Origin of the sequence: Roseomonas populi, assembly GCF_024594815.1 — a bacterium.
Classification (GTDB): domain Bacteria; phylum Pseudomonadota; class Alphaproteobacteria; order Acetobacterales; family Acetobacteraceae; genus Roseomonas; species Roseomonas populi.
In genome coordinates this window covers 48,082-71,244 of sequence record NZ_JANJOU010000017.1, presented here as the reverse complement: position 1 = coordinate 71,244, position 23,163 = coordinate 48,082, and the positions used below count along the sequence as shown (strand labels likewise).

Sequence of the window (23,163 nt, the reverse complement as noted above, 5' to 3'; positions counted from 1 at the left end):
GATGGGAAGCATCCCGCGCCGAAGTGTTCTCGCGGCCGCCGGCATTGCGCTCGCCGCGCCCCGCATTGCCCGCGCACAAGGGCAGCAGCTCGCCATCGCCACGGGTACGACGGGGGGCGTGTACTACCCGCTCGGCGGCGGGCTGGCGAACATGATCTCCCGCGGGATTCCCGGCATGTCCGCCACGGTGGAGGTGACGGGCGGATCCGTCGGCAACCTGCAGTTGCTGGGCGCGAACCGCGTGGGGCTGATTTTCAGCCAGGTGGACGCCGCGGTGGATGCGGTGCGGGGGAATGACCGCTTCAAGGGCCGCCCCGTGCCGGCGCGCGCCATCGCGGTGATCTACACCAACCGCATGCAGGCGGTGACGACGGTGGCGACGGGGATCAAGTCCATCCCGGACATGAAGGGCAAGCGCGTCTCCACCGGCGCGCCGGGCTCGGCGACCGAAGTGATGGCGCTGCGGCTGATCGAGGCGGCGGGGCTGGACCCGGCGAAGGACTTCCGCGCGCGGGAGCGGCTTTCCCCCGCCGAGAGCACGAACGCGGTGAAGGACGGCAAGCTGGACGCCTACTTCTTCGTCTCGGGCATTCCCACCAGCGCCATCACCGATCTCGGCGCCAGCCCGGGCGTGGAGATCCAGATGATCGACCACGACACCTACACGGCGAAGATCGTGGAGAAGTACGGGCCGGTCTACTTCAACGAGGTGATCCCGGCCGGCACCTATCCCGGCCAGAAGACCGACAACAAGCAGATGTCCGTCGCCAACGTCCTGGCCGTGCGGGAGGACATGCCGGCCGACCTGGTAACGCGGCTGCTGCGCCTGACCTGGGAGGGGCGCGAGGAGCTGGCGCGCACCCATGCGGAGGCCAGGAACTTCAAGCTGGAGGGTCAGAAGACGGCGGCCGCCGGCATCCCCTGGCACCCGGCGGCGGAAGCCTTCTGGCGCGAGACCGGGGCGAACCTCGGCTGATGCGCGCCGAGGAGCTGGCATCCCCCGCTGACGGCCCGCCCGGCGCGGCGGGTTCCGCACTGCCGCCCGAAGCCGCGGCGGGCGCGCTGGATGCCGCCACCACCGCGAAGGTGGAGGCGCTGATCGAGGAGGAGGAGGGCGCGCAGCACCGCTTCCGCGGCGCCCTGGCCTGGATCGGCACGGCGATCGCGCTGGCGATGAGCCTGTTCCACCTCTGGGCCGCCTGGGACATCGTGCCGACGACGACGCTGCGCTTCGTTCATGTCGGCTTCGCGATGGTGCTGGGCTTCTACCTGTTCCCGGTCGCCCGCCGTTTCCGGCACCGCTTCATGCCCTGGGACGCCGTGCTGATCGCGGCGGGGCTCTACGTCACCTGGTACCTGATCTCGGGCGGCGACGACCTGCAGGACCGCGTGATCTTCCCCGAGCCGATGGACCTCGTCGTCGGCTGGATGCTCGTGGCGCTGGTGCTGGAGGTGACGCGGCGCACCACGGGATGGGTGATGCCCGTGGTCGCCATCGTCTTCATCGCCTACGCCTTCCTCGGCAACCACCTGCCCGCGCCCTGGACGCACCGGGGCTATGACTCGGAGCGGCTGATCCCGCATCTCGCGGTGGGGTTGGACGGGATCTTCGGCACGGCCGTGGATGTCTCGGCGACCCTCATCATCCTCTTCACCATCTATGGCGCCATCCTGCAGCTCTCCGGCGCGGGGAAGTTCTTCGTGGACTTCTCCTTCTCCGTCATGGGCGGCAAGGCGAGCAGCGCGGGGCGCACCGTCGTGCTCTCCTCCTTCCTGCTCGGCGGCCCCTCGGGCTCCGGCGTCGCCACCACCGTCACCCTCGGCACGGTGGCCTGGCCGATGATGAAGAAGGTGGGCTACCGCGCGGCCGATGCCGGCGGGCTGCTGGCGGCGGGCGGGCTGGGCGCGATCATCTCTCCGCCCGTGCTCGGCGCGGCGGCCTTCCTGATCAGCGAATACCTGAAGATCGGCTATCTTGACGTGCTGCGCATGGCGGTGATTCCCACCTGCCTCTACTACGCCTCCCTCCTCTTCATGGTGGAGCTGGACCAGCGCCGGCTAGGCGCGGCGGGCAAGGCCGTGGAAGTGCCGCAGGCGACGCCCGCGCGGGAGCTGGTGCGGAAGTACGGCTTCCACTTCTCCTCCCTCGTCGCGATCATCGTCTTCATGGTGCTGGGCTACTCCTCCACCCTCGCCGTGCTCTACGCGATGGCGGTGGCGGTCGTGCTCTCCTTCCTCCGGCGCGACACGGCGCTCTTCCCACGCAAGCTGGTGGAAGCCCTGGCGATCGGCGCCATCCAGTCGGTCGGCATCGCCGCCACCTGCGCCTGCGCGGGCATCATCGTCGGTGTCATCACGCTCACCGGGCTGGGCCTGAAGTTCTCGGACATCGCGATCCAGGCGGCGAACGGGTCCATCCTCGGCACGGCCCTGTTCACCGCGCTGATCGTCTGGGTCATCGGCCTCGCGGTGCCCGTGACGGCCAGCTACATCATCTGCGCCGTCGTCGCCGCGCCCGCGCTGATGAAGCTCGGCGTGCCGGACTACGCCGCGCACATGTTCGTCTTCTACTACGCCGTCCTCAGCGAGGTCTCCCCGCCCACCGCCCTCTCGCCCTTCGCGGCGGCGGCCATTACCGGCGCCGGGCCCTACTCCACCACGCTGCAGGCCTGGAAATACACGCTGCCCGCCTTCGTGCTGCCCTTCGTCTTCGTCACCGATCCCGAGGGCGTGGGCCTCCTTCTCTCCCTCACGCCACAGATGACCTGGCTGGACGTGGCCTGGCAGGTGATGCTCGCCACCGCCGGCCTCGCGGCGCTGGCCGCGGCCTGCCAGGGCTACTTCTTGCGCGCCCTGAACGGGGTGGAACGCGCGGGCTTCGCCGTGGCAGGGCTGCTGCTGGTCTTCCCGGCGCTTCTGGAAGGCGTGGTGCCCTGGCTGCCCGCGCCGCACTGGATCGGGCTGGTGCTGGCTGCGGGGCTGCTGGCCTTCCAGGGGCGGGCACGGGTGACGGCCTGATCCTGGGAGGGGTGGTTTGTGGCCAGGGAGAGGAAGAAGGAATTCTTCCTCTCCCAGGACCCCTCACCATCATCTTTTTCTATCAACTTTTTCTATCAACTGGTCTGGGCTTCGCTGACGGTGCGCCTCGGCTCTTGGAGCCGAGGCGACTGCAAGGGCAGGGATGGGCCCGAGCGTCAGGCGGCATGCCGCAAGTCAGTCTCGCGGCAGCCCGAAGCAGGTCCAGGTGCCCCGGGGCTCCTGGCTCGGGACAACGCTTCGCGTTTGCCCGGGGGTCCAGGGAGGCGGAGCCCCTTGGGGCCACGGGCACGAAAAAGGCCGGGGAAATCGCTTCCCCCGGCCTTCAACGGTTTCCGTGCAGGAGCCTTAGCGGCGCAGGCCGAGGCGCCCGATCAGGCTCTCGTAGCGCTGCTGGTTCTTGCGCTTCACGTAGTCCAGCAGGCCGCGGCGCTGGCCGACGAGCACGAGCAGGCCGCGCCGGGAGTGGAAGTCCTTCGGGTGAGCCTTCATGTGCTCCGTGAGCGAGGAGATCCGCTCGGAGAGAAGGGCGATCTGCACCTCCGGCGAGCCGGTGTCGCCCGGGGCGGTGGCGTATTCCTGGATGAGCGCGGCGCGGCGCTCGGCAGTGATCATCGACATCGGGATATCCTAAGGTCGGGGTTCTCGGGTCACCCGCGGGCGAGCCAGCGTTCGGGGCGGAGAAGCCCTTCCCCCAGGCGGCACAGACCCATCAGGCGCTCCCCCGACAGCACGCGGACCAGGCCCCCATCGGGGTTGGCCGCCTGCGGAACCCGGCCCATGAACTCGACCAGGGAAAGCTCCTGGCCGAAGGAGAGCCGGGCGGCCTCGGCTTCGGTGACGGCCAGGGCCGGGATGTCGTCCAGCGCGGTCGTCACCGGCAGCAGAAGCGCCGGGGAAGGGGGCGGGGTATCGCCCGTGGGGATCAGGCTGTCCAGCGGAATCGCCGCCTCCTCGCGGAAGGGTCCGACCCGCAGCCGGCGCAGGGCTGCGATATGCCCCACCGTGCCCGCCGCCCGCGCGAGGTCCCGCGCCAGGGAACGCATGTACACGCCCTTGCCGGACTGCACGTGGAACACGGCCGTGTCGTCGTCCACCCGCTCCACCAGCTCGAAACGGTCCACCCGGGCCGGGCGGGGCTGAAGCTGGATCTCCTGGCCCTCACGCGCCAGGTCGTAGGCCCGCTCCCCATTCACCTTGATGGCGGAGTAGATGGGCGGCACCTGCATGATATCGCCGCGGAAGGCCGGGAGGGCGGCCTCGATCTGCTCGTTCGTCGGGCGGTAGTCGGAGGTGGCGATGGTCTTGCCGTCCGCGTCGTCGGAATCCCGCTCGTCGCCCATCTTCAGCGTGAAGCGGTAGACCTTCGTGCTGTCCATCACGTAGGGCACGGCCTTGGTGGCGGCCCCGAAGGCGATGGGCAGGATGCCCGTGGCCAGCGGGTCCAGCGTGCCGCCATGGCCGACCTTCTGGGCGTCGAAGGCGCGCTTGAGCTTCGTGACCACGTCCGTGGAGCCCATGCCCGTGGGCTTGTCTACGATCAGCCAGCCATCCAGCGGCCGCCCCTTGGGCTTGCGGTTCTGCCGCCCCCGATACCCGTTCTGCCCTGCCATTCGCGGCCTGCCCTCTCGCTTCAGACCGTCGTTCACGCGGTCGAACCATCCGTCCCGGCCCGATCAGGGCAGGAAGGGCGGGCGTCTAGCACCGGGCAGGGCCGTGCGGGAATGCCCCAGGAGGGAGGGAGCAAGAATTCTCCCCCTTCCTGGAACCCCGGCCCTCATCCTCTTCCAACAGGCGGCGGCAAGACTGACCTGAGATATGCCGCCCGACGATCAAACCCGGCCATGCCCTTGCAGTCGCTTCGGGCCGTGGGCCCGAGGCGCCCCGTCGGCCCGGTAGTCCCAAACAGATAGAGAAAGATGATGGTGAGGGGTCCGGGGAGAGTAAGAATTCCCTCTTCCTCTCCCCGGCCACAGACCGCCACCGAAGGATCAGGACCCGACGAGCGTGTGCGCGACAAGCTGCCGAACCGCCCGGACCAGGTCTTCCGGCCGGATCGGCTTCGTCAGCACCGCCGCCCCCTGGTGGCCGGGGGGCGGTTCGTCGTAGCCCGTGGTGAACAGCAGGGGCACGCCGCGCGCCACCAGCTCGTCCGCCAACGGCAGCACGGGGCGGCCGCCGAGCTTCATGTCCAGCACCGCTGCGTCGATCGCGTTCGTGCCGCGGGCCGCGGCCAGCCCATCCTCCAGCGTGCCGGCGGGGCCGATGATGCGGCAGCCCGCGGCGGCCAGGGCGTCCGCCACCTCCACCGCCACCAGCGCCTCGTCCTCCACCACCAGCACGCGCAGGCCGCGAAGCGCGTCCCTGCCCGGCGCGGGCTCGGGCTCGGGCTCGGGCGGGGCGGGCGGTGGCGGGCCGGCGCCGGGCGCGATGGCGGTGATGCAGCCCGCGCCCACGCGGATGGTGGCCACCAGCCCGGCGCGCTGCCAGTCCTGGGCGAAGCTGCCGCGCAGCTGGTGGCGCACGCTGATTTCGATGAGGCGGGACCCGAAGCCCTTGCGCGCCGGGGGCGCTTCCACCGGCGGCCCGCCGCGCTCGGTCCAGCGGATCACCACGTCGCGGGCGGCGAGGTCCGGACCGGCCTCCGACGGCTCCGCCCACCAGCGCATCTCCACCCGCCCCTCGGCGCGCGACAGGGCACCGTACTTCCGGGAGTTCGTCACCAGCTCGTGCAGCACCATGGAGAGGGGCTGCACCGCGTCCGGCCGCAGGGTCACGGCCGGGCCGTCCAGCTCCGCCTGGGGCGGGCCATCGGCCGGGATGCCCAGCTCGCCCTCCGCCAGGGCCCGGAGCGAGCCGCCCTCCCAGCGGTCCTGGGCCAGCAGCCCGTGGGCGCGGGCCATGGCGGAGATGCGGCCCTCGATCGCGCGGGCGAAGGCCTTCGGGTCATCCTTGGGCGAGAGCTGCACGAGGGAGCGGACGACGGACATCACGTTGCGGGCGCGGTGGTCCACCTCCCGCATCAGCAACTGCTGCTGCTGGTCGGCCGCCCGGCGCTCCCGCAGGTCGCGCAGGATGACGGACACGCCGATTGCCCGGCCATCCTTGCCCCGCATGGCGGCCAGGGTGATGGCGACGGGGATGCGCGACCCATCCTTGGCCACGCGCACCACCTCCTGGTCGCGGGTCGTCTCGCCGGAGAGGGCGCGGCGGAACAACGGCCCGGCCTCGTCGTCGGGCGGCAGGAGCAGGTCGATCCGGCGGCCCAGCACCTCCTCCGGCGCGTAGCCGAACAGGTCCTCCGCCCCCTGGTTCCAGCTCATGATCGTCCCGTCCGCCGGGGAGAGGCTGATGATGGCGTCGGCGGCGGAGGTGACGATGGCGGCCAACCTGGCATTGGCCTCCTCGCTCTCGCGCAGGGACCGTTCCCGCGCCTCGGCCGTCTCCGCCATGGCGTTGAAGGCGGCGGCGAGGCGGTCGAACTCGGAGCCCTCCCCCTGCTTCAGCGGCGCGACCTCGATGCGGGCCGCCGTGTCGCCCCGGCGCCAGCGCCCGGAAGCCGCGAGGAGCCGGTCCACCGGCCCCCGCACCAGGCGGCGCGCCCCGATGACAGTGAGGAGGAGCGCGAGCAGGATGGTGCCCGACAGGATCATCGCCCCGCGCTGCTCGGCCGCCGAGGCCTGGGCGAGAAGGGCGGCGCGGTCCAGCCCGACGACGATGGTGTGCGAGCCCGTGACCGCGGCCGGGATATAGGCGTAGATCCGGCGCCTTCCGTCGGATCCAACCCGGTCCTCCACCCCCTCGCGCTCACGCCCGAAAAGCGCCGCGACGGAACCGCGGGCCTTCTCGCCCACGGTCTGGCCCCGCCCAGGCCGGGAGGCCAGCACGACCCCATCCCGGTCCACGACGCTGGCGACGGAATTCGGCGGGAGCGGCATGCGGTTGAGCTGCTCGGCCAGCCAGTTCAGCCCGATCCCGGCATGGACTACCCCGGCCACCTGCCCCGCCGTGTCGCGGAAGGGCTGAGAGAAGTGGAAGCTGCCCTGGCCGGAGGCCCGCCCGAACACGAAGCCGCCGGTGACGAAGCCACCCTCCGCCAGGGCGCCGCGGAAGTAGCCGCGGTCGCCCACGTTGTTGCCGATGGCCGAGGGCTCGCCGGAGCAGACCACCTGCCCTTCCGGCGTGGCGGTGGCGAGCACGACGTAGCGCGGGAAGTCCCGGATGACCCGCGCGAAGAAGGACTGGCACTCGGCCGCGTCCAGGGCGCGCACCGCGCGCAGGTTGCCGAGGGCGGTGAGGAGCTGCCGCGCCCCGTCCGCGATCCGCTGGTGGTCCGCGGCCATCAGCCGCGCCGTGCGCAGCACCTCGTCCCGCGCCGCAGCCTCACGCGCCTGCCGCTCCTCCTGGGCACCCCAGAACAGGGCACCCAGTGCCGGAAGCAGGGCGATGCCCACCAGGATCAGCAGGCGGGACAGGAGGGACATGGGGCCATGTTCAGAGGTAAAAGGATTTGCACGGAACGTACCATAACGGTCACGTTCCGCACCGCCAGATCAAGGCGTGGCCAGCGCCCTCCGGGCCATCTCCACTGCCCCCTCCCGCGTGCGGGCGGCGCCGACGAAGCGGCGGAGGTGGACGAAGACGGCGTCTGCCACCCCGCAGCGGGCCGCCAGCTCCTCTCCCTGCAGCCCCGCCCAGTCCGCCGGCAAGGGCATGCGCTGGGCGAAGGAACCGGGCTCCGGCGGCATGGTGTCCAGCATCCAGTTCCCGTTCGAGGCCGGGCTGACACAGAACAGCACGGGCAGCTCATGGGTGAAGACCGCGCTCTTCCAGGGCATGCCGCGGGCCAGGACGAGGATCTGCGGGTCCGCCCCGGCCCGATGCGATTCCAGCACGAAGGCCTCCGCGGCGCGGCGGGCGCGCATTCCATCCACCCGGCGACGCAGGACCCCCTCGGCGAAGGCCGAGGCGGCGACGAAGGCCGCGCTTCCCGCATCCGGCCCCTCGGCCTCCGGGCTGTCCCAGGGCGGGTTGAAGTCGCCGGCCAGCGCCGCGAGGCCCAGGTCGTCGTCCCGAACAGGCCCGCTGGCGGAGACGCCGTTATCAACCTCGTCGATGCGCAGGATCAGGGAGCGGTCCAGTTCCGCCGCGATGCCCTCGGCGAAGCCGCGCGCCTCCTCCGGCAGGATTGCGGCCACCGCCGCCTCCCCGTACTCCTGCCAGACGAGGCCGGCGGAGGAGAAGGGCGTGCCGTCCGGCCGCTCCGGCGCGCCGCGCTGGTGGTGGTCGAAGCGCCGGGCCGCCGCGTCGTACACCGTGCCCACGTCCCACACGATATCCGCCGCCGCGATCGCCTCCGGCTTGCGGGTGCGGACCAGAATATGGTCCTCCCCCGCCGCGCGCAGGCCGAGCGCCAGGCGCAGCACGGCATAGGCGAACACGTCGTCGCAGTGGAACTTGCCGCTATGCGTGGCCAGTACCGGCCGCGCTTGCTCTTCCGCCATGCTCATCCTGTCTGTCGTGCCTTGTTCTGATCTATTCGGAACCAGGGGGCTCCGCCCCCTGGAACCCCTGCCAAGGGCCTGAGGCCCCTGGACCCCCGTCTGGCTGCCGCCGCCCCGTCCTGATGCGGGGTCTCGGTTCGACGGGGCTTTTCCCGCCCTTGCAGTCGCCTGAGGTCATCGACCTCAGGCGCACCGTCAGCCGAGTAAGACCAACTCCCAGAAGAAGATGATGGTGAGGGGTCCGGGGAGAGGAAGAATTCCTTCTTCCTCTCCCTGGCCACAGACCGCCATCTGAGAGCTCAATCCACCAGCTCACGCGTCCGCAGCAGCGCCGCCGTGCTCGGTGCGCGGCCACGGAACTCCATGTAGAGCGCCATCGGGTCGCGCGTGTCCCCGGCCGAGTACAGCGTGCGGAGGCGCGCGGCCGTCGCGGGATCGAAGGGGTTCTGCGCCTCGGTGAAGGCATCGAACCCGTCCGCGTCCAGCACCTCTGCCCACATGTAGGCGTAGTAGCTGGCGGCGTAGCCGCCGCCGGCGAAGAGGTGCTGGAAATGCGCGGGGCGGTGGCGGATGCCGATCTCCGCGGGCATGCCGATGGAGCCGAGGAATTCGCGCTCGAAGCTCTCGATGTCGATCGTCCCGGGCGCGGGGTGGCTGTGCAGCGCCATGTCGATGAGGGCGGAGGAGGTGTACTCCACCGTCGCGAAGCCCTGGTTGAAGCCGCGCGCGGCGAGGAGGCGGTTGATCAGCGCGTCAGGGATCGGCGCGCCGGTCTCGTGGTGGCGGGCGTAGAGGCGCAGCGTCTCCGGCAGGGCCATCCAGTGCTCGTAGATCTGGCTCGGCAGCTCCACGAAGTCCCGCCGCACGGATGTGCCGGACTGCGCGGGGTAGCGGACCTTGCTCAGCAGGCCGTGCAGGGCGTGGCCGAACTCGTGGAACAGCGTCTCCGCGTCGTCGAAGCTCAGCAGCGTGGGATCGGACTTGGCGAAGTTGTTGTTGTTGACGATCACCGGGGAGACGGGCGCGTCCAGGTTCTCCTGGTCGCGGTAGCTGCTCATCCAGGCGCCGGAACGCTTGTCCGCGCGCGCGTAGGGATCAGCCAGGAACACGCCGACATGCCCGTCCGCGTCGCGCACCTCGTAGGTGCGGACGTCCGGGTGGTAGGCCGGCGCCTCCACCTCGGTGAAGGAAAGGCCGAAGAGGCGGCCGGCCGTGTCGAAGGCGGCCTGCTGGATGTTGCCGAGGAGGAAGTAGGGCTTCAGCTCCGCCTCGTTCAGCTCGTAATCGGCCTGGCGCACCTTCTCGGCGTAGTAGCGCCAGTCCCAGGCGGCCAGGTCGCCCTCGAAGCCCTCCTTGCGGGCCACCGCCAGAAGGCGGTCGCGCTCCTTCGCCGCCTTGCGCTTGGCGGGCTCCCACACCTCGGCCAGCAGGCCCTGCACCGCCTCCACCGTGCCGGCCATGGAATCGGCCAGCCGGAACTCGGCGAAGGTGGCGTAGCCCAGCAGCTTCGCGCGTTCCGCGCGCAGCGCCAGGATCTCCGGGATCAGCGGGCGGTTGTCGTGCTCGCCCGCGTGGGTGCCGCGCGCGATCCAGGCGCGGTAGGCCGCCTCCCGCAGATCCCGCCGCGCGGAGAAGGTGAGGAATGGCTCGATGAGGGAGCGGGAGAGGGTGACGGCGTATCCCGGCAGGTTCCGCTCCGCCGCGGCGCTCGCCATGCCGTCGCGCAGGAACTCGGGCAGCCCGCCCAGGTCCGCCTCCGTCAGCGCGAGATGCCAGACCTTCTCGTCGTGGACGACGTTCTGGCCGAACTCCGTGTGCAGGGTCGCCAGCCGCGCGGAGATCTCCGTCATCCGCACCTTCGCCGCCTCGTCCAGCGCCGCGCCGGAGCGGATGAAGCCGAGATGCGTGCGGTCCAGCAGCCGCATCTGGTCTTCCTCAAGCCCCAGCAGCGTCCGTTGCCGGTGCAGCGCGTCCACCCGCGCGAAGATGGCGGGATCAAGCGAGACGCGCATCCCGTGCTCGGCCAGGCGCGGCGACATCTCCGTGTCCACCGCCTCCAGCGCCTCCCCGCCGAGGCTGACGACGAGGTTGCCGAAGACGTTGCCCACCCGCGCCAGCGCCCGCCCGCTCCGCTCCAGCGCCTCGATCGTGTTGGCGAAGCTCGGCTCCGCTGGGTCGGCGCCGATGGCCGCCACCTCCTCCAGGTGCTCCGCCATCGCCGCCTCGAAGGCCGGCACGAAGTGCTCCGGCCGGATCCGGTCGAAGGGCGGCAGGCCGAAAGGGGTGTCCCAGGGGGCCAGGAAGGGATTGGGCTCGGTCATGGCACCCATACGCGGCCGATGCGGCGGGACGGTCAAGGTGGGGGTGGCGGCCCTGGACGAAGGGTGAACAGGCTTCCTGCCCTTGCGAGATGGATCCGGGGGGAATCGCCACACCGGCGGGCGATCTCCTGGCCTGCCCGGCCCAAGGGGCTCTGCCCCTTGGATCCCCGCCAGGAGGCTGAGCCTCCTGGACCTGCATCGGGCTGCCGCGGGACCGACTTGAGACGGGGTCTCCGGTGAGGGTCTCTATCCTGCCCTTGCAGTCGCCTCGGCTCCACGAGCCGAGGCGCACCGTCAGCGATGTTCAGACCAGCTGATAGAAGAAGATGATGGAGAGGGGTCCGGGGAGAGGAAGAATTCCTTCTTCCGCCCCCCCGCCCCCCCCCCCCCCCCCCCCCCCCCCCCCCCCCCCCCCCCCCCCCCCCCCCCCCCCCCCCCCCCCCCCCCCCCCCCCCCCCCCCCCCCCGACAGACAGTCAGCGCTGGGAGCGCGGAGCCTCAGACCGCCCGCTTTTCCCGCAGCGGCAGGGCATTTCCGCGCCACACGGTGGTCCCGGTGGTCCAACCCATGGCCCAGACGCCGAGGATCATCACGTCCCGCACCGGCATGGCGGCGAGGAGCTGCCAGGAGAGGGGCCATCCCTTGCGCCAGGCCAGCGCTGCCTCGGCCCCGTACCAGAGGAGCGGGACGAGGAGGGCGGCCGGGCCCGCGGCGATGGCGGCCAGCATGGTGGGCACTGCCGCGCCGATCAGGACTTCCGGCGCGAAGAAGAGGGGGAAGGTGACGCGGCGCAGGCGGGCCCAGCGGAGCTGGCGGAGCCAGACCTGGCGCGCGGTGCGGGAGCCGAGGGGCTGCTCGAAGGGTGAGTTCACGAGGTGGACACGGCGGCCGGCGCGGCGCACCAGCTTCGTGGCGGCCGCATCCTCCGCGATTTCGGCGGCCAGCGCCCGGATGCCGCCATGGGCGTCCAGGAAGTCGCGCTGCCACAGCATGCTCTTGCCCTGGGCGAAGCCGAGGCCCAGCGCCTCCCCCGTATATTGCCAGCGTGCCTGGAGGGTGTTGAGGAAGGCGCACTCCACCTCCGCCCAGAAGTTCGCGGGCTGGCTGCCGAGGGGGGTGGAGCAGACGAGGCCCGTATCCGGGCGCCAGGCGGCGAAGAGCTGCTCCACGTAGTCGGGCGGCATGAGGACGTTGGAATCCGCCAGGATGATCCAGTCGTGCCGCGCGGCGTCCCAGCCCTTGATGCAGTTGTTCAGCTTGGGGTTGCCGCTGTGCCGGTTCTCCCCGATCAGCAGCCGGGCCTGGACGTTGGGGTGTGCGGCGATCAGGCGCTCCACCAGCGGGCGCACGGGGTCGTCCGCGTGGTCCAGGCAGAAGATCAGTTCGAGGTCCGGATGCTCCAGGGCGAAGCCGCTCGCCAGCGTGGCCTCGATGTTCGGTTCCAGGCCGCAGACCGGGCGCACGATGGTCACGCCTTCCTTGCGGGTGGCGGGGCGGTGGTGGCGGCGGCGCAACCGGGCGGCGGCGAGGGCGAGGCCCGCGAGGTTGGTGGCCGTGATCGCGGCGGCGGCCCAGAGAGGAAGGTTCATCGGGAGAGGTTCATGCGACGGAGGCCGTGACAGGGATCGCGGCGCGCAGCGCACGCAGGAGCTGCCCGGCCCCGGCCTCCACGCTGGTGTCGTTCACCACGCGGTCGACGGCCAGGCCGGCGGGCAATGGCGCCTCGCGCGCGAGACGGCGGGCAATGTCCTCCGCGCTCTCCCGCCCGCGGGCGGCGAGGCGGGTGGCGAGGACATCTGGCGAGGCGGTGATCTCCACCACGCGCAGCGGAAAGCGCGCGTCGGCATCGGCCAGGGCGCGGCGGGAGAGGTTGGCGACGGCCGCGCAGCCCTTCGCCAGCGCCGCTTCCAACGGGCCGGCGGGAATGCCGTAGAGGAGGCCGTGCGCCTCCCACCACAGGGCGAAGTGGCCGGCCTCGCGCCCGGCGAGGAAGGCCTCGCGCGAGAGGGGGAGGTGGTCCTCCCCGCCCGCCTCCGCGGGGCGGGTGACGGCACGGCGCAGGAAGGTCACGCGCGGGTCCCCGGCCAGCGCGGCGCGGGCGGCCTCCATCAGCGTGTCCTTGCCGGCGCCGGAGGGACCGACCACGCCCACCAGCACGCCGCTCACGCCGCCTCCCGCAACGGCGCGACCTCCAGGATGCGGTCCGCCACGCGGTCGCGCACCTCGATGTCGTGGAAGATGCCCACCAGGGCCGCGCCGCGCGCCTTGGCCTCGCCGATCAGGGCGATCACCACCTCGCGGTTGGCGGCGTCCAGGCTCGCCGTCGGCTCGTCCAGCAGCATGACCGGGAAATCCGCCACGAAGCCGCGCGCCAGGTTCACGCGCTGCTGCTCGCCGCCGGAGAAGGTGGCGGGGGGAAGGCCGTGCAGGCGCTCCGGCAGGTTCAGCCGGCGCAGCAGGGCGGCGGCGCGGGCGCGCGCCTCATCCGGCGCCACGCCGCGGGAGGTCAGGGGTTCCGCCACCACGTCGATGGTCGGCACGCGGGGGATGACGCGCAGGAACTGCGAGACGTAGCCCAGCGTGTCCCGGCGCAGCGCGATCACCGTGCGCGGCGGGGCGGTGGCGAGGTCCGTCAGCGCACCGTCGCGCCCGCGGATGAGGATGCTGCCGGCATCCGCGCCGTAGTTCCCCTGCAGCAGGCGCATCAGCGTGGACTTGCCAGCGCCGGAGGGACCGGCGAGCGCCACGCACTCGCCGGGCGCCACTTCCAGCGCCGCGTCGCGCAGCACCGGGATCTGCACCCCACCGCGCAGGTGCAGGGTGAAGCCTTTGGCCACGCCCTCGGCCTTCAATGCCCAGGTTTTCTGATCCGGGGTCATGCCGCGAGCACCGAGGAGACGAGGAGCTGCGTGTAGGGGTGGCGCGGGTCGTCCAGCACGCGGTCGGTCAAGCCTTCCTCCACCACGCGGCCCTGCCGCATCACCACCATCCGGTGGGCGAGCAGCCGTGCCGCCGCGATGTCATGGGTCACGAGGATCACGGCGATGCCGAGATCGGCCACCAGGGCGCGGATCAGGTCCAGCAGCCGGGCCTGCACGGAGACGTCGAGACCCCCCGTCGGCTCGTCCATGAAGACCAGCCGCGGGCGGGTGACGAGGGTGCGCGCGATCTGCAGGCGCTGGCGCATGCCGCCGGAGAAGAGGCGCGGTGCGTCGTCGATGCGGCTGCGCGGGATCTCCACCCGCTCCAGCCAGCGCGCCGCCTCCTCGCGGATGTTGCCGTAGTGGCGGTCGCCCACCGCCATCAGCCGCTCGCCCACATTGCCGCCGGCGGAGACGGCCATGCGGAGCCCGTCGCGCGGGTCCTGGTGGACGAAGCCCCATTCCGTGCGCGCCAGCCGGCGGCGCGCGGCCTCCGTCATGCCGTGCACGTCGCGGGTGCCGCCCTGCGGGTCGCGGTAGGTCACGCTTCCCGCATCCGGCCGCGTCTCCCCCGCCAGCACGCGCAGCAGGGTAGACTTGCCGGAGCCGGATTCGCCCACGATCGCCAGTACCTCGCCGGGCCAGACGTCGATCGAGACGTCGTCCAGCGCCCGCACCGGCCCGAAGGACAGGCGCAGGCCCTGAGCGGAGAGGATCGGTTCGTCACTCATTCCGCCGCTTCCTTCATCGCCGCCTGCCGGGTGCCGCAGTAATCCGTATCGGAGCAGACGAACATCCGCCCACCGCGATCGTCCGTCACCACCTCGTCCAGGTAGCTCTCACCCGAGCCGCACAGCGTGCAGCGGCCATTCGCGCGCAGCGGCACGAAGGGGTGGTCCTCGAAGTCCAGGCTCCGCACCGCCGTGTAGGGCGGCACGGCGTAGAGGCGGCGTTCGCGCCCGGCGCCGAAGAGCTGGAGCGCGGGGGACATGTGCATTTTCGGGTTGTCGAAGGAGGGGATCGGCGAGGGCGACATGAGGTAGCGCTCGCCCACCATGACCGGGTGGTCGTAGGAGGAGGCGACGCGGCCGTGCCGCGCGATGTCCTCGTACAGCTTCACCTGCATCAGCCCGTAATCCGCCAGCGCGTGCAGGCGGCGCGTCTCCGCCCGGCGCGGCTCCAGCCGGAACAGCGGCTCGGGCTGCGGCACCTGGTAGACCATGACCTGGCCCTCGCGCAGCGGCGTCTCGGGGATGCGGTGGCGGGTCTGGATCACCGTCGCCTCCGCCGTGCTCTCCGTGGTGCGCAGCCCCGGCGCCACGCGGGCGAAGAAGCGGCGGATGGAGACGGCGTTGGTGGTGTCGTCCGCGCCCTGGTCGATCACCTTCAGCGTGTCGTCCGGGCCGATCACCGCGGCCGTCACCTGGATACCGCCCGTGCCCCAGCCATAGGGCAGCGGCATCTCGCGGGATCCGAAGGGAACCTGGAAGCCCGGCACCGCCACGGCCTTCAGCAGGGCGCGGCGGATCATCCGCTTCGTGCCCTCGTCCAGATAGGCGAAGTTGTAGCCGCTCATTCCGCAGCCTCCTTGAAGGCTTGCGGCGCGGCGGCGCGCTCCGCCTCCACCTGGGCACGCATGGCGCGCACGGATTCCAGTTCGCTCTGGAAGTCCACGTAGTGCGGCAGCTTCAGGTGCTCGAGGAAGCCCGTGGCCTCGATGTTGTCGGAGTGGTTGAGGACGAACTCCTCGTTCTGCGCCGGCGCCGTGGCGTCCTCGCCCAGCTCCTCCGCCCGCAGGGCGCGGTCCACCAGCGCCATGGACATGGCCCGCCGCTCCAGCCGCCCGAAGGTCAGGCCATAGCCGCGCGTGAACTGCGGCGGCTCGCTGCGCGATCCCTTGAACTGGTTCACCATCTCGCACTCGGTGACCTCGATCTCGCCGATCTCGATCGGGAAGCCGAGTTCCTCCGGCACGATGGAGACGGCGACCGAGCCCTGGCGCAGCTCGCCCACGAAGGGGTGGCTGTTGCCGTAGCCGCGCTGGGTGGAATAGGCCATGCCCAGCAGGAAGCCCTCGTCGCCGCGCGCCAGCCGTTGCAGACGCAGCGCGCGGGTGGCGGGGTAGGTGGTGGGCGTGCGCGTCACGTCCGCCGGCTCTTCGTCGCTGGCGACCTCGGGGGCCATCAGCCCCTCGCCCGCCAGCAGCCCGGTCACGCGCGGGAAGGCGGCGTCCTCGCCAGGCTCGGCTTCCTCCGATCGCGCAGGGGCGTAGCCCTCGGCCGCCAAGGCGAAGTCCAGCAGGCGGTGCGTGTAGTCGAAGGTCGGGCCCAGCACCTGGCCGCCCGGCAGGTCCTTGTAGGTGGCGGAGACGCGCCGCCGCACCGCCATGGCGCCCGTGTCCACCGGCAGGCTCGCCGCGAAGCGGGGCAGGGTGGTGCGATAGGCGCGCAGCAGGAAGGCGGCCTCGATCCCGTCGCCGCGCGCCTGCTTCACCGCCAGCGCGCCGAGGCCGGGATCGTAGAGCGAGCCCTCCGACATGGCGCGATCCACCGCCAGCGTCAGCTGCCCCGCCACCTGATCGGTGGTGAGCTCCGGCACGGAAGGATCGCCGCGCCGCGCCTCGTCCAGCCAGGCATGGGCGTTGGCGATGGCGGTCTCGCCGCCCTTCACCGCGACGTACATGGCCTCAGCCCTCCTCGATCATCGTGCCGCGCGGCAGGGCCGCGACGCGGTCGCCAGCGCAAAGGATGATGTCCACGCCGCGCGGGGAGAGCGCGCGGTTGGCCGCCCACTGCGCCAGGAAGCCCTCCGGCGCACCGGCCACGCGCAGACGGTGCTCGCGCTCAATCCCCGGCCCCGTCAGGCGCCAGCCGGCGCCTTCCTCCAGCGCCTGCACCTGCAGGATCAGCGTGGCGGAGCGGTGCGGGTCCTCATCCGTGCCCACTTGCAGGGCGGAGAGGGCGGGCGGCGCGCCGATGGCGAGCACGAACTCCGCCTCACCCGCATCGGCCACCACCGGGCAGCCCGCATGGAAGCGCGCCCATTCCGTCGCATCCGCCCCGGCATTGAGCCAGAGCGGCGTCTCGCCATCCGCCAGCGCCAGCAGCACCGCGCCGGCCGCCGGGGAGAGCGGCGCGGGTGCGGCGGGAGGCGCGGAGAGGCGATGCACGCGGCCCGGGCGGGCCATGGCCTCCAGCACCGCGCGGAAAGTGGATTGGGCATCGACGACAGGATCGGCGAAGCCGGGGAGCAGGCCGGTCATCGGGTGGTCTCCATCGCCAGGAAGCGCACGCGAGTGGCGGCGGCGCGGCGGGCCTCCCGCTCGCGGGCCTCGGTCTGGGCGGCGGCCAGGGGCTCCACGACCGAGGCCATCAGGGCCGGGCGGCGGGCGGGGTCCTGCAAGGCGGCGTCCAGGGCTGCGGCCAGTTCCGCCGCACGCGCGTCGCGCCCGGCTTGGTAAGCGTGTCCCACCGTTCCGTCCGCCAGACGCACGGCGCAGCGGGTCACGGTCATCTCGCCGAGGTTGAAAGGGGCGCCGTCGCCGCCGGCGCGGCCGCGCACCATCACCAGCCCCGTCTCCGGGCCGCGCAGGCGGGTGTGGGACGGCAGCGCGGGGGCTTCCGCCAGCCGCGCCTCGATCGCCGCCGCGTTGGATCTGGCAAGAATGCCCATCCAGCGGCGACGCTCCGCGTCGTCCGCGCGCTGGCGTTCCTGGGTGCCCTCCATCACGCGGCCTCCGCCACCGCCATCATGGCGGGCGACCAGCCGTCGGAATGGATCATCCGCCCCTCGCGCCACACGGCGCGCACGCGCGGGGGCGGGGCGCCGGCGGCCTCGGAAGTTTCCAGCAGCACCAGGTCGGCGCGCAGGCCCGGGGCGATGGCGCCCCGATCCGTCAGCCCCGCCGCGCGGGCCGGGTTCACCGTCAGCAGCGCGATCGCCTCGTGCAGGGGCAGCCGCCCGTCCCGCACCCAGGTGGCCACTGCCGGCAGCATCGCGCCCTGGTGGTAATCCGCCGCCAGCGCGTCCAGCAGCCCCGCCTCCATCACGGAGAGCGCGGTGATATTCCCCGTCATGCTCCGGCCGCGCAGCGCGTTCGGCGCGCCCATCAGCGTCGCCATCCCCATCTCCCGCGCCGCGCGCGCGGCCTCGATCGTCACGGGGAATTCGGAGATGGTCGCGCCGAGCGAGCGCATCAGCGCCACCTTCTCCGGCGTGTCGTCGTCGTGCGAGGCGATCGGCAGGCCCTGCGCGCGGGCCAGCTCCGTCACGGCGCGCGCGATCTCCCAGGCGGGCGGGGCGGCCATGCGGGCCTCGGCGCGTGCCCGCGCCTCCTCCTCCGTCCGGTTCTGCGTGCGGCTGTAATAGGCGACGTACTGCTCGACGTTGCGGTACTGGCCCTGCCCCGGCGTGTGGTCGGTCAGGGACACCATGTCCACCATCCCGCGCGCGATCAGGTCCCGCATCACGGGCTCGGCGCGGGCGTTCGTCACCTCGAAGCGGGCGTGCACGCGCAGATCGGTGCGGGCATGGCCGCGCAGCCGCGCCAGGGCCTCCACCAGCTCGCCCGCCCGCTCCTCGCTCCGCAGCCCCTTCTTGCCCTCGGCGAAGGAGACGCCGGCATAGGCGGTGGTGACGCCCGATGCCGCCAGGCGGGAATCCAGGTTCGCCACCGCGACATCCAGCGGGAAGGCGCAGTCCGGCCGAGGCTCCACCTCCTTCTCGATCATGTCCCCGTGCAGGTCCACGATCCCCGGCATCAGCGTCAGCCCGGCCGCCGGGCCGGCACGCTCCACCACCTCGGCGATGCGCCCGTCCTCGATCCGCACGGCGCCGCGCGGCACGACACGGTTCGGCAGCACCAGGCGGATGTCATCCAACCACATCGGGCATCTCTCCAAGATCAGCGGCATCCGCCGCGGCATGTGCATGGTCTACCGAGAGCTGCACCCGCTCCCCGGCCCAGACCGTTTCCGAATAGGCGACCGGCACTCCGGCCAGGTCGGCGTCCACCTTCCGCACCACCAGCACCGGCCAGCTCGCGGGCTGGTCCAGGTGCCGCGCCTCTTCGGCGCTGGGCAGGCGTGTCAGCACCGTGCTGCTCAGCCGCCGGTAGTCCGGCAGCCCGCAGGCCGCGAGCAGGGCTGTGACGCTCTCCACCCTCGCCCAGGCCTCGATCAGCCCGGGGAAGCGGCGCGCGGGGTAGTAGGAATCCGAGAGGTTGATCGGCACGCCATCGCCGAGGTTCAGCCGGCGGATGTTGTGCACCGGCTCCTCCGGCGGCAGGCGCAGCGCCCGCGCCACCTCCGGCGTGGCCGGCACCAGCGCCGTCCCGAGCGACCGCCCGGAGGGCTCCCGCCCCTGCTCCAGCAGGTTCTCCGAGAAGCGGGTGCGCTCGGAGAGCCGGTAATCCAGCACCGGCGCCGGCCGCACATAGGTCCCGCTGCCCTGGCGCGTCTGCACCAGCCCCTGTGTCTCCAGCCCGCCGACAGCACGGCGGACGCTGTGCCGGCCCACGCCGAAGCGCGCCATCAGCGCCGGCTCCGTCGGCAGGCGCTCGCCGGGACCGGGAACCCCGGCGCGGATCTCCGCCGCGAGGGCTGCCTCGACGTCGCGCCAGGAGGTGATGTTGTCGGGTGCTGTCATTTCGGTGTCCGGGGTACACCTATAATTCGTTCGAATGATTTTAGGATGAAGGATGGATGACAAGCTGAAGTCAAGCGCTTCGTCCGTCCCGAGAGGGGCTCCGGGAACCCTTCCTGCGGGCGCAGTCCGTCCCGGGAAGAGAAAGAAGGAATTCTTCCTCTCCCCGGACCCCTCGCCGTCATCTTCTTCTATCTGCTTGGAATCGCTCGGCTAAGGGCACGCCTCGGCTCCTGGAGCCGAGGCGACCGCAAGGGCAGGAATTGGTCGTTGACCAGGGACTCCGGGTCAGGACGGCGCGGCGGCAGCCCGATCGCGGGGTCCGGGGGGCCCGCTGGCCCCCCGGCGGGGGTTCCAGGGGGCGGCGCCCCCTGGTTCCGAAAGTTCAGGACGAAGTCCAGGCCACGCGGCCCGGGTGGCGCTTCAGTTCAGCCGCCCCCGCCACTCGTCGATCATCTCCCGCCCGCGCGCGGCGGCGTCGCCGACGGGCACGAGGTCCAGGAAGCGCTCCATGGCCTCGATGGCCGCGCCCAGCTGGCCCAGGCGGGCGTTCATCACCGCGGCTTCCCGCCACAGCGGGGCGGCGTCGGGCGCCAGGCGCAGCATGTCGGCGGTGCAGGCCAGGGCGCCGTCCAGTTCGTTGACCTGGAGGCGACGCAGCCGGATGTTGGTCTGCAGGCGCAGCAGAACGGCGCGGCGGCTCATCGGCGCCAGCATGCCCGGCCGCAACTCCGCCTCCGGGCCCTCCACCCGCTTGATGAGGGCGCGCAGAGCGGGCGCCGGCAGGGCCGCGCCGCCGCCGAAGGGGTCCACCACAACCGATCCGCGCCGCGCGTCGCCATCGATCGCGATGAGGAAGTGGCCGGGGAAGTCCAGCCCGCGCGCAGCCCATCCCGCCGCTTCCGCCGCGTGCAGCCAGAGCAGGCCGATGGCGACGGGCAGGCCGCGCCGCCGCTCCGTCACCCGGATCAGGTTGGCGTTGCGGAGATCGTCATAGGTCTCGGAATCGCCGGAATAGCCGCTCTCCTCGTGGATGACGCGGGCGAGGAGAGCGCGGCGCGCCTCCGCGTCGCCCGGGGCAGGGGCGGAGAGCACGGCGCGCACGAGGTCGGAGACGCGGTCGGCGGCGGCGCGCCAATCGGCCTCGGGCGCGTCGATGCGGGCGAATTGCAGCGCGACCGCGGCGAGGTCCAGCTCGTCGTCCGGCAGCCGCCCGGCAGCCTCGATGGCCGCGCGCGCCTCGGCGACGGGATCTGCCATCAGGCCCCGCCGGCCCCGATCATGCGCCCCAACGGCCGGCCGCCGAAGAGGTGAACATGGAAGTGCGGCACCTCCTGCCCGCCCTGCGGCCCCATGTTCGTCAGCGCGCGGTAGCCCTGCGCCTCCAGCCCCAGCTCCTTCGCTACGTGGCCGACGGCGCGCCAGAACCCGACGATCTCCGCCTCCGAGGCGGAGGCGCTGAAATCGGCGATGGAGACGTAGGCGCCACGCGGGATCACCAGCACGTGCACCGGCGCCTGCGGGTTGATGTCGTGGAAGGCGACAGCGAACTCGTCCTCGTAGGCGCGGCGGCTGGGAATCTCCCCTCGCAGGATGCGCGCGAAGATGTTGGTCTCGTCATAAGGCGGCAGGCCGGTCGGGGGCATGGGCATATCCTGGCGCAATACTCGGTCTTTCCTGCGACCATGCCGGGGATCGCGCAAGGGGTGGTGCCTCGGTGGCCCCGGGGCAGGGAGACGGAATTCTCCTCTCCCCGGGGCCGCCCCACATCGTCCTCTGTTAGGCGCCCGCGGATTGTTGAACCTGAGGCTCGCCAAGCGGCCACGCCGCTCGGCGCGGGATGGGTCCTTGCCGGTTCCTGCCGGTTCAGGATGTCTGCCCCGCGGGCCGGATTCGCGTTCCGCGGCAGCCTTGAGGAGAAGGGGGGCGGAAACCTGCGGGGGAATTTCCTTCGCCACCCGGGCCGTCAGCTCCTCCCGATCCGCCCGTCCAGAACCGGTGCCACCGGTCCCCGCGCCTGCAGGTGGTCTGCCACCACCTCCTCCAGCGGGGGTCCGTCGTCATAGGCCTCCAGCGCCTCGTTCCGCAGCACCGCGTAGCCGTCGCCGCCGCCGCGCATGAAGTTGTTCGTCACCACGCGGTAGGCGCGGTCCGGGTCCAGCGGGCCATCGGCCGTCCGCACCTCCCGCAGGCGCTGGCCGGGCGGGGCGGCGGGGTCGAAGGTGAGGCGCAGCCCGGCCAGCTGGGGGAAGCGCCCGGCGGGGGTGGGCAGGCGGGACAGGCCGTTCTCCAGCGCCGCGCGCAGGGCGCCGCCGCGGATAGTGAGGGTGGCCAGGGTGTTGCCGAAGGGGAGCACGGCGAGGACGTCGCCGTAAGTGAGGGTGCCGGCGGGCAGGCCGGCGCGCATCCCGCCGCCGTTGACGATGGCGATCTCCGCGCCGGGGGTGCGGGCCAGGGCGGCCTCGGCGACGAGGTTGCCGAGGCCGCACTCGCCCTCCCGGCAGGGCTCGTTGGGAAAGGGGGCCTGGGCCAGCCCGACGGGGCGGCGGCGCAGCTCGCCCAGAGGCTTCGCGTACTCCGCCACGATGGCGGCGACCTCCGGGTCCGGCGCCACGTCGGGGCCGATGGGGCGGACGGTGCCGACATGGGCGGCCACGCGGCCGTCCGGGGCGAGATCCAGGTCCAGCCGGCCGAGGTAGCGGCCGTGGCAGGCCACCTGGGTGATCCGCACATCGCGGTCGCGGCCCTGGACCGTCGTGGGATAGGGGCCGACGGCGCCAGGAAGGCCGTTGGCGAGGAGGAGGTGGGAGTGGCCGCCGACGATGGCGTCGATCCCCGCCACCTCCGCCGCCAGCCGCCTATCCGCGGGCAGGCCGAGATGGGAGAGGACGACCACGGTGCCGATCCCCTGGCGGCGCAGTTCGGAGGCAGCGCGGTCGGCGGCCTCCATCGGGTCGGTGAAGCGGAGGCTGGGGCCGGGGGAGGAGGAGGTGGCCGTCTCCGGCGTGGTCAGGCCGATCACGCCGATCCGGGCGCCGCTCGCCTCGAGAATCGCGGTGGCCGTGACGCGGTCCCGCAGCATCGGCTCCGCCCGCGCGTCCAGGTTGGCCGAGAGCAGGGGGAAGGGCACGGCGGCGGCGTAGCGGGCCAGGGTCTCCGGCCCGTTGTCGAACTCGTGGTTGCCCAGCGCCATGGCCATGGTCCCGACCGCGCGCTGCACCGCCGCCTCCGCCAGGCCGCGGTGGTGGGTGTAGAACAGGCTGCCCATGAACTGGTCGCCCGCATCCAGCAGGAAGGGCGCGCGGCCTTCCGCCAGCGCGGTGGCGCGGGCCTCCCGGATCGCGCCGGCCAGGCGGGGGGAGGTGCCGGCGCAGGGCGTCCCCTCGCGGCAGGCGGCGCCGCCATCGGCCACGCCCTCGTGCTTGGAGTGGAAGTCGTTCAGGTGGACCAGGGCGATTCGCGGCCCTTCCGCCGCCAGGGCCCGGCGGATGGCCGGGGCAGCCAGCGGGACAGCCAGCGGCAGGGCGGCCACGGCGCGCATCAGCGCGCGGCGGGAGAGGCGTTTCTCGGGATGGTGCCGCATGATCGCCCTTTTCGGCCGGCATATTCGCCGGGCCGTCCTTGTGGGATGCCAGGGTTCTAGCGCTGTCGGGTTGCGGTGCGGAATGGGCCTTGCACCGGGCGGTTCGCCGGTCCAAACGGCCCGGAACGGCCGCCCGACCAGCGGCCGGTGATCGC

General features: G+C 72.3%; 20 protein-coding genes. 2 read left to right on the top strand and 18 right to left on the bottom strand.

The annotated features are described in order from the left end of the window. Position 1 precedes the first annotated feature (1 nt). Both NRP21_RS18020 and NRP21_RS18015 read left to right on the top strand, forming a co-directional pair. Positions 2-976, top strand: a complete 975-nt coding sequence (locus tag NRP21_RS18020) for a TAXI family TRAP transporter solute-binding subunit (protein WP_257717614.1) — start codon at positions 2-4, stop codon at positions 974-976. Then, positions 976-3,018, top strand: a complete 2,043-nt coding sequence (locus tag NRP21_RS18015) for a TRAP transporter permease (RefSeq protein ID WP_257717613.1) — start codon at positions 976-978, stop codon at positions 3,016-3,018. The genes NRP21_RS18020 and NRP21_RS18015 overlap by 1 nt, the downstream gene beginning before the upstream one ends. Before the next feature lie 366 nt (positions 3,019-3,384). Here NRP21_RS18015 and rpsO read toward each other — a convergent pair whose 3' ends face one another. The 18 genes from rpsO to NRP21_RS27930 form a co-directional block, all read right to left on the bottom strand. Further along, positions 3,385-3,651 carry a 30S ribosomal protein S15 gene (rpsO, locus tag NRP21_RS18010; RefSeq protein ID WP_257717678.1) on the bottom strand — a complete coding sequence of 89 codons (267 nt, stop codon included), beginning with the start codon at positions 3,649-3,651 and terminating at the stop codon, positions 3,385-3,387. 35 nt (positions 3,652-3,686) lie between these two features. Then, positions 3,687-4,649 carry a tRNA pseudouridine(55) synthase TruB gene (gene truB / locus NRP21_RS18005; RefSeq protein WP_257717677.1) on the bottom strand — a complete coding sequence of 321 codons (963 nt, stop codon included), beginning with the start codon at positions 4,647-4,649 and terminating at the stop codon, positions 3,687-3,689. A gap of 378 nt (positions 4,650-5,027) precedes the next feature. Further along, positions 5,028-7,520 (bottom strand): PAS domain S-box protein, encoded by a 2,493-nt coding sequence (locus NRP21_RS18000; protein WP_257717612.1) that lies wholly within the window; start codon positions 7,518-7,520, stop codon positions 5,028-5,030. 69 nt (positions 7,521-7,589) lie between these two features. After that, positions 7,590-8,540 (bottom strand): MYG1 family protein, encoded by a 951-nt coding sequence (locus NRP21_RS17995; protein ID WP_257717611.1) that lies wholly within the window; start codon positions 8,538-8,540, stop codon positions 7,590-7,592. A gap of 299 nt (positions 8,541-8,839) precedes the next feature. Next, positions 8,840-10,861 (bottom strand): M3 family metallopeptidase, encoded by a 2,022-nt coding sequence (locus NRP21_RS17990; RefSeq protein ID WP_257717610.1) that lies wholly within the window; start codon positions 10,859-10,861, stop codon positions 8,840-8,842. A 497-nt stretch (positions 10,862-11,358) separates the two neighbouring features. Continuing rightward, on the bottom strand, positions 11,359-12,450 hold the full coding sequence (locus NRP21_RS17985; RefSeq protein WP_257717609.1) for a ceramide glucosyltransferase: 1,092 nt from the start codon (positions 12,448-12,450) through the stop codon (positions 11,359-11,361). Between the two features lie 10 nt (positions 12,451-12,460). Next, a complete protein-coding gene (phnN, locus tag NRP21_RS17980) occupies positions 12,461-13,027 on the bottom strand; it encodes a phosphonate metabolism protein/1,5-bisphosphokinase (PRPP-forming) PhnN (RefSeq protein WP_257717608.1) in 567 nt (188 codons plus the stop codon). After that, positions 13,024-13,740: a phosphonate C-P lyase system protein PhnL gene (phnL, locus tag NRP21_RS17975; protein WP_257717607.1), complete on the bottom strand. Its 717-nt coding sequence runs from the start codon at positions 13,738-13,740 to the stop codon at positions 13,024-13,026. The genes phnN and phnL overlap by 4 nt, the downstream gene beginning before the upstream one ends. Then, entirely contained in the window at positions 13,737-14,513 is a 777-nt protein-coding gene (gene phnK / locus NRP21_RS17970) for a phosphonate C-P lyase system protein PhnK (RefSeq protein WP_257717606.1), read from the bottom strand. The genes phnL and phnK overlap by 4 nt, the downstream gene beginning before the upstream one ends. Beyond that, a complete protein-coding gene (locus NRP21_RS17965) occupies positions 14,510-15,358 on the bottom strand; it encodes an alpha-D-ribose 1-methylphosphonate 5-phosphate C-P-lyase PhnJ (protein WP_257717605.1) in 849 nt (282 codons plus the stop codon). The genes phnK and NRP21_RS17965 overlap by 4 nt, the downstream gene beginning before the upstream one ends. Next, the gene (locus NRP21_RS17960) at positions 15,355-16,464 is read right to left on the bottom strand and encodes a carbon-phosphorus lyase complex subunit PhnI (RefSeq protein WP_257717604.1); all 1,110 of its coding nucleotides are present in this window, start codon (positions 16,462-16,464) and stop codon (positions 15,355-15,357) included. The genes NRP21_RS17965 and NRP21_RS17960 overlap by 4 nt, the downstream gene beginning before the upstream one ends. A 4-nt stretch (positions 16,465-16,468) precedes the next feature. Then, on the bottom strand, positions 16,469-17,044 hold the full coding sequence (gene phnH / locus NRP21_RS17955; protein WP_257717603.1) for a phosphonate C-P lyase system protein PhnH: 576 nt from the start codon (positions 17,042-17,044) through the stop codon (positions 16,469-16,471). Next, positions 17,041-17,508, bottom strand: a complete 468-nt coding sequence (gene phnG, locus NRP21_RS17950; protein ID WP_257717602.1) for a phosphonate C-P lyase system protein PhnG — start codon at positions 17,506-17,508, stop codon at positions 17,041-17,043. Before phnG ends, phnH begins: the two co-directional genes overlap by 4 nt. Continuing rightward, the gene (locus NRP21_RS17945) at positions 17,508-18,662 is read right to left on the bottom strand and encodes an alpha-D-ribose 1-methylphosphonate 5-triphosphate diphosphatase (RefSeq protein WP_257717601.1); all 1,155 of its coding nucleotides are present in this window, start codon (positions 18,660-18,662) and stop codon (positions 17,508-17,510) included. Before NRP21_RS17945 ends, phnG begins: the two co-directional genes overlap by 1 nt. Continuing rightward, positions 18,655-19,428 carry a phosphonate metabolism transcriptional regulator PhnF gene (gene phnF / locus NRP21_RS17940; RefSeq protein WP_257717600.1) on the bottom strand — a complete coding sequence of 258 codons (774 nt, stop codon included), beginning with the start codon at positions 19,426-19,428 and terminating at the stop codon, positions 18,655-18,657. Before phnF ends, NRP21_RS17945 begins: the two co-directional genes overlap by 8 nt. 420 nt (positions 19,429-19,848) lie before the next feature. Beyond that, positions 19,849-20,685 carry a SirB1 family protein gene (locus NRP21_RS17935; protein WP_257717599.1) on the bottom strand — a complete coding sequence of 279 codons (837 nt, stop codon included), beginning with the start codon at positions 20,683-20,685 and terminating at the stop codon, positions 19,849-19,851. Further along, positions 20,685-21,071 carry a histidine triad nucleotide-binding protein gene (locus NRP21_RS17930; RefSeq protein ID WP_257717598.1) on the bottom strand — a complete coding sequence of 129 codons (387 nt, stop codon included), beginning with the start codon at positions 21,069-21,071 and terminating at the stop codon, positions 20,685-20,687. Before NRP21_RS17930 ends, NRP21_RS17935 begins: the two co-directional genes overlap by 1 nt. 320 nt (positions 21,072-21,391) lie before the next feature. Then, on the bottom strand, positions 21,392-23,008 hold the full coding sequence (locus NRP21_RS27930) for a bifunctional metallophosphatase/5'-nucleotidase (RefSeq protein ID WP_308219910.1): 1,617 nt from the start codon (positions 23,006-23,008) through the stop codon (positions 21,392-21,394). Between the last annotated feature and the right edge of the window lie 155 nt (positions 23,009-23,163).

Bases quoted from the DNA above. Each gene is read 5' to 3' on its own strand.
- NRP21_RS18020 (WP_257717614.1), top strand. From the start codon at position 2: ATGGGAAGCATCCCGCGCCGAAGTGTTCTCGCGGCCGCCGGCATTGCG.
- NRP21_RS18015 (WP_257717613.1), top strand. From the start codon at position 976: ATGCGCGCCGAGGAGCTGGCATCCCCCGCTGACGGCCCGCCCGGCGCG.
- rpsO (WP_257717678.1), bottom strand. From the start codon at position 3,651: ATGATCACTGCCGAGCGCCGCGCCGCGCTCATCCAGGAATACGCCACC.
- truB (WP_257717677.1), bottom strand. From the start codon at position 4,649: ATGGCAGGGCAGAACGGGTATCGGGGGCGGCAGAACCGCAAGCCCAAG.
- NRP21_RS18000 (WP_257717612.1), bottom strand. From the start codon at position 7,520: ATGTCCCTCCTGTCCCGCCTGCTGATCCTGGTGGGCATCGCCCTGCTT.
- NRP21_RS17995 (WP_257717611.1), bottom strand. From the start codon at position 8,540: ATGGCGGAAGAGCAAGCGCGGCCGGTACTGGCCACGCATAGCGGCAAG.
- NRP21_RS17990 (WP_257717610.1), bottom strand. From the start codon at position 10,861: ATGACCGAGCCCAATCCCTTCCTGGCCCCCTGGGACACCCCTTTCGGC.
- NRP21_RS17985 (WP_257717609.1), bottom strand. From the start codon at position 12,450: ATGAACCTTCCTCTCTGGGCCGCCGCCGCGATCACGGCCACCAACCTC.
- phnL (WP_257717607.1), bottom strand. From the start codon at position 13,740: ATGACCCCGGATCAGAAAACCTGGGCATTGAAGGCCGAGGGCGTGGCC.
- phnK (WP_257717606.1), bottom strand. From the start codon at position 14,513: ATGAGTGACGAACCGATCCTCTCCGCTCAGGGCCTGCGCCTGTCCTTC.
- NRP21_RS17965 (WP_257717605.1), bottom strand. From the start codon at position 15,358: ATGAGCGGCTACAACTTCGCCTATCTGGACGAGGGCACGAAGCGGATG.
- NRP21_RS17960 (WP_257717604.1), bottom strand. From the start codon at position 16,464: ATGTACGTCGCGGTGAAGGGCGGCGAGACCGCCATCGCCAACGCCCAT.
- phnH (WP_257717603.1), bottom strand. From the start codon at position 17,044: ATGACCGGCCTGCTCCCCGGCTTCGCCGATCCTGTCGTCGATGCCCAA.
- phnG (WP_257717602.1), bottom strand. From the start codon at position 17,508: ATGGAGGGCACCCAGGAACGCCAGCGCGCGGACGACGCGGAGCGTCGC.
- phnF (WP_257717600.1), bottom strand. From the start codon at position 19,428: ATGACAGCACCCGACAACATCACCTCCTGGCGCGACGTCGAGGCAGCC.
- NRP21_RS17935 (WP_257717599.1), bottom strand. From the start codon at position 20,685: ATGGCAGATCCCGTCGCCGAGGCGCGCGCGGCCATCGAGGCTGCCGGG.
- NRP21_RS17930 (WP_257717598.1), bottom strand. From the start codon at position 21,071: ATGCCCCCGACCGGCCTGCCGCCTTATGACGAGACCAACATCTTCGCG.
- NRP21_RS27930 (WP_308219910.1), bottom strand. From the start codon at position 23,008: ATGCGGCACCATCCCGAGAAACGCCTCTCCCGCCGCGCGCTGATGCGC.